Genomic DNA, 4,859 nt, shown 5'->3' on the forward strand with positions numbered 1-4,859 from the left:
GCTTTGGCATTAACAGTTTCTGGAGTTAATCCGTCAAGGACTTTTTGGTAATAATTGTTTACCGCAGTTTGCTCGTTCATTCTAAAAGCAACTGGACGAATCATTAAGATTGAATTGGTTGTTTGGTTCATTTTTCTTTGTTATTTTCTGTTGTCAGTTTTCTGTTGTCGGTTATCGTTTTATTTAGTTTATTCACTTTTACTATTTATGTTTTCCAGTTTCCTTCAACATATTTTATAAAGTTAAATATTTTTGCACCTAAATTATCATATTCTAAGATATAACTTTCAATATTAGGAATTAAATCTTTATATAAATGTTTAATTTTAATTAAATGTCCTTTTGTTTCTAAACAACTTGAATGTGAGTAAACTAAAAACTTAATGAAATCAGCTTTGCACCGATTTCTACCATAACCTTCTACTATATTTGAATTAACTGAATCTGATGATCGTCTAATTTGACTACCCAATTCATACATTTCATATTTTGGTAATAATAATCATGCCGGATGCACTTTATAAAACAATGATAAACTGATTTTATAAATATCTAAATCTTGATAACTACTTATTTTAACAATTTAAATTATTAATAACTGAAAACCGTCAACTGACAACTTTCTAATCTCTAATCAATGGCAATGTAGAACATCTTAAAAGTCCTTCTTGTTTAGCAATTTCAGCATATGGAATTTCTTCAACTATAAAATCATTTTCACGTAACCAATTGTTTAATCTTGTAAAGTTTTTTTCAGATACTACTACATTTTCATCAATTGAAAAAACATTAGAATTCATACTATACATTTCATCACGAGTAATATGAAACAGGTTTTCTTTGCCAAATAATTTTACTAAATAGACATAATCTGCTTCTTCACGAAAACCACTTTTGTAGATAATTCCTTTATTTTTTCCAACAGGTTGAAAGCAACAATCTAAGTGCAATGCATTATCACGAGCTTCAATTTTAGATTTTACTAAGTCAAATTCTTTTACAATTTTGTTAGGAAATAAATTTCTAATATACTCAACTCCGGCCATATTTGTTCTTGCTGTAATGTAATCTTTATAATCTGAACCTTTGTAAGTTCCAATAAAAATATAGTCGTTCCAAAGCATAACATCGCCACCTTCAATATGCACTTCTTCTGGAGGACGAACAACTTTGGCAGGATTTATTTGATTAATTATATATTGAATTGCCTCTAATTCTCGGTTTCTATCTGGTAAAATATTGGCTTTTATAAAAGTATCATCTATAACAAAACCAATATCACGTGTAAATATTTGATTATAATTTTCAATCATTTCTGGACGAAAAACTTTTACGTCATATTTTTGAAATACTTTGTTAAAAGCTTCCATTTCTAGAACCATATCTTTTTCAATAGGATATGTTCCTTCCAAAATATGTTCTAGTGATTTTGGATCATAAGCTTCTTCTGCTGTTGGTGTTGGCCCATTATTTATGGCTGAACCAAGTACAACAGCTCTTAATCTTGAAGTTTCGTTTATTACATTTAATTGTAGCATATAATTGCTTTTGGCTTTTGGCAAATATAAAAAAAGCTTCTCGATTAGGAGAAGCTTTCATCATTAATAATTTATATTTTAATTAGTTTTTTATTAATTTTTCTGTAAATAGTTGCTCATCTTCTGTTGTAATATTTACAATATATATTCCATTAGCATAATTGGCAACATCAAGATTGCATTTATTATTGCTTTGAATATTTCTTTCTAAAACAATTTTTCCATCTACAGTTGTTATAGTAATATTCTTGAATTTAGCATTTTTCATAAGTATTTCTATAGAATTACTTGAAGGATTGGGTACTATTAAAAATCCTACTGCATTTTTTTCTAAGTTTATAACATTATCATTGTTTTGGTTTTGAGGATTTGTTCCATTTTCACTTCTATAGGTATAATTACCAGAACAACCTTCGGGATAAGCTGCAAATTGTGCTCCAAGAAGTGCTTCGAAACCTGGATTTAGTTCAACAAAATTTTCTGCATGATACACTACTCCATTTGCCAAAGTATTATCTCCAAAGGAAACTAAATTGGATGCTTTAATCCAATCTGATCTTTCTCTTTGAGTAATTGCAAATGGCGCCAAATTGTTATGGTTATCTGCTGGCGTTGTTAATGTTAACGTTGGAACACAACAATCTATAAAAGTAACATCTGCTCCAATTCCTGATGAATTAGTTGATATATCATAATTAAATGTTCCTGATGAACAATTGACTAAAAATGTGGCATTTATTTGAAATTCAAAATTTCCTGATGGGTTTGCACCAAACAAACTCGGAAAAACTGTAAAACAAAAAGTGGATGCTGTTAGTTGTGTTGGAGTATTTATTGTTCCAACAACATTTCCACCTTGCAAAATGTCTAAAGTTAATGTGTTCAATGTTGAATTTAATGGAACTTGATATGTACCACAAACTTGAAAAGGCAAATTATTAGCAACATCTGGACAATTTACATTTGTTGGATTAATATTTAAAGCACCAAGTTGTGGAGCAGAACAAGTTAAACCACAAATATTATCAATATAAACTGTTCCAAAATGTCTTGAAGGTTGACAATCACTAACAGAAAACTCAATTGTACCTGGTTGGTTTAATATATCTTGAACGTTCAATCTTGCGCATATCCAACCAGTGTAGAGTATTCTTCTGTCAAAACTAATATTTAATGCTGTAAACAAGCAGTTACTTGGGTTTGCAATTATACATATTTCATCAACTACATTATTAAATTGATCTAAAACTCTAACTCTAAAATAAGGTTGAATGTCTTGTTCATGATCTGGTTTATTGTCCATTATTAATGAAAAATTAAAATCAATTGTAGATTGATTTATACTTGGAAAATACCTTGAAACAGTTGATAAATCTGAAGAACCAGAACCAAAAGTATTGTTCAATTTAATACATTTTCCTCCACCATTGGTGTTTAAAGTTGGAATATTAACTCCAAAACCTGCAAGAGTTGGATCATTGACTTGATATCCAGCACTTGCATTATCAATCATTGTTATTGCTGAATTAAAATTATTTGTCGTTGGTGCAATAACATTAGTAGCAGAAAGTGCTGTAGGTGTGTCACAAGATAGAAAAAAAGCAGATCCAGATGCTGGTTGAGGATGAGCATCTGACCAAAATGAATATCCTGCTAAACCGTTTTCAAAATCACCATTTACACACAATTGTTGAACAGAAGGTGGAATTGGTGTAGCCACATAATTCACTTTTTTATCTGGATTTCTGTAAAAAAATAATTTTCTTAATTCGTGTTTTTTTGTGTTTATTACTTCTTTTTCTAACTCTTCAGGAGTAAATTCATTTTCATCTTTTAAAGAATGAATTATTTTATCATTAATTTCTTGAGATAATTTGTAGTTATAAAAATTATCATCAATAAAATTTTGGATTTCTATTTCTATTTTTTTAGAAACTATAATTCTGCTATTCTCTGTTTCTATATACTGATCAACTTGAGCAGAAATAGTTTCAGATACAAAACAAATTATACCAAATAATACTATTTTTAATATCTTAAACATATCATTTAGTTTTATCAATTAAAGTATCCATTAAAGTTTTTAAAGCTTCAATTTCTTTGTTTTGCATACTTATGGCTTTGCTTTGTTCTACTAAAGTTTTGTTTTGGTTGATAATATATAAAGTTAATTCTTCAATTTTAGCCATTTGTTTAGATTGCATATCTGTAACATCAATTCCGTTTTTAGTCAATTCATTTGCAGACTCAATACCTGGTAAATGTTTGTTGGTAGAAATGTATTTTTCAAGTTCTAATAACGACATTAATTTATAATTTTTATCAAATACATAATCTGCCCAATTTGCTGTACTTCTTAAAGCAACTTTTATTTTTTCTGTCATTATTCCACCTTCAACAAATAATTTATAATTTCCAGTAGAATTTGGATATACTGATGTCGAACCTAAATATATTTTACCGTTTGTAGAACTAGTTGTTGTATTGAACCAAATATTTCTATTATTCATGTCAACTACTCTATTATTACCAGTAGTTGTTGCTTGGTTTATTATTCCATTATTTGCATAAATACTAGTATCAATTGCATTTATTTGAAAAGGTGTACTAGCAGATCCATTTCCAGAAACAGTTGTATTAGTTCCAGCAATTATACTTGTTGTTGGCATTGTAAAAGAACCACCACCATTTGAAAGTGTTACTGTATTTCCTGCTTGTGATAATGTTTGCAATTCATTGGTAACACTTCCGTCAACTTCTACAAATGTTGGAAGAACTATTGTGTTTCCGTTAGAAATTGTTAAATTATTTCCAACTAATGCTAATGATTGTGCATCAGTATTTATAGAAGAAACAATATATGGAGTTGATGAAGAACCATTTCCTGTAACTGTTACATTTGCTCCAGCTGTTACTGTTGTTGTTGGCATTGTAAAAGAACCTCCGCCATTTGAAAGTGTTACTGTGTTTCCTGCTTGTGATAATGTTTGTAATTCATTGGTAACACTACCGTCAACTTCTACAAATGTTGGAAGAACTACTGTGTTTCCGTTTGAAATTGTTAAATTATTTCCAACTAATGCTAATGATTGTGCGTCTGTATTTATAGAAGAAACAATATAAGGAGTTGATGAAGAACCATTTCCTGTTACTGTTACATTTGCTCCAGCTGTTACTGTTGTTGTTGGCATTGTAAAAGAACCTCCACCATTTGAAAGTGTAACTGTGTTTCCTGCTTGTGATAATGTTTGCAATTCATTAGTAACACTTCCGTCAACTTCTACAAATGTTGGAAGAACTACTGTGTTTCCGTTTGAAATT

At 29.4% G+C, this 4,859-nt stretch carries 2 protein-coding genes and 3 pseudogenes; all 5 read right to left on the minus strand.

What is annotated here, in order from left to right; all coding sequences use genetic code 11:
* Nucleotides 1–131 (minus strand): annotated as a pseudogene (locus tag ACH2BO_RS04290) (amidinotransferase); the annotation flags it as partial.
* A gap of 74 nt (nucleotides 132–205) precedes the next feature.
* Nucleotides 206–484: pseudogene (locus tag ACH2BO_RS04295) on the minus strand (four helix bundle protein); the annotation flags it as partial.
* A 139-nt stretch (nucleotides 485–623) separates the two neighbouring features.
* A complete protein-coding gene (locus ACH2BO_RS04300) occupies nucleotides 624–1,538 on the minus strand; it encodes a dimethylarginine dimethylaminohydrolase family protein (protein WP_395043522.1) in 915 nt (304 codons plus the stop codon).
* A gap of 82 nt (nucleotides 1,539–1,620) precedes the next feature.
* A complete protein-coding gene (locus ACH2BO_RS04305; RefSeq protein WP_395043523.1) occupies nucleotides 1,621–3,582 on the minus strand; it encodes a T9SS type A sorting domain-containing protein in 1,962 nt (653 codons plus the stop codon).
* A gap of 1 nt (nucleotide 3,583) precedes the next feature.
* Nucleotides 3,584–4,859, minus strand: a pseudogene (locus ACH2BO_RS04310) (hypothetical protein); the annotation flags it as partial.

Origin of the sequence: Flavobacterium sp., from assembly GCF_043773265.1 — a bacterium.
Classification (GTDB): Bacteria; Bacteroidota; Bacteroidia; order Flavobacteriales; family Flavobacteriaceae; genus Flavobacterium.

What these genes read in the sequence shown, in the direction of transcription:
- ACH2BO_RS04300 (WP_395043522.1), bottom strand. Translation starts at nt 1,538, where the DNA reads ATGCTACAATTAAATGTAATAAACGAAACTTCAAGATTAAGAGCTGTT.
- ACH2BO_RS04305 (WP_395043523.1), bottom strand. Translation starts at nt 3,582, where the DNA reads ATGTTTAAGATATTAAAAATAGTATTATTTGGTATAATTTGTTTTGTA.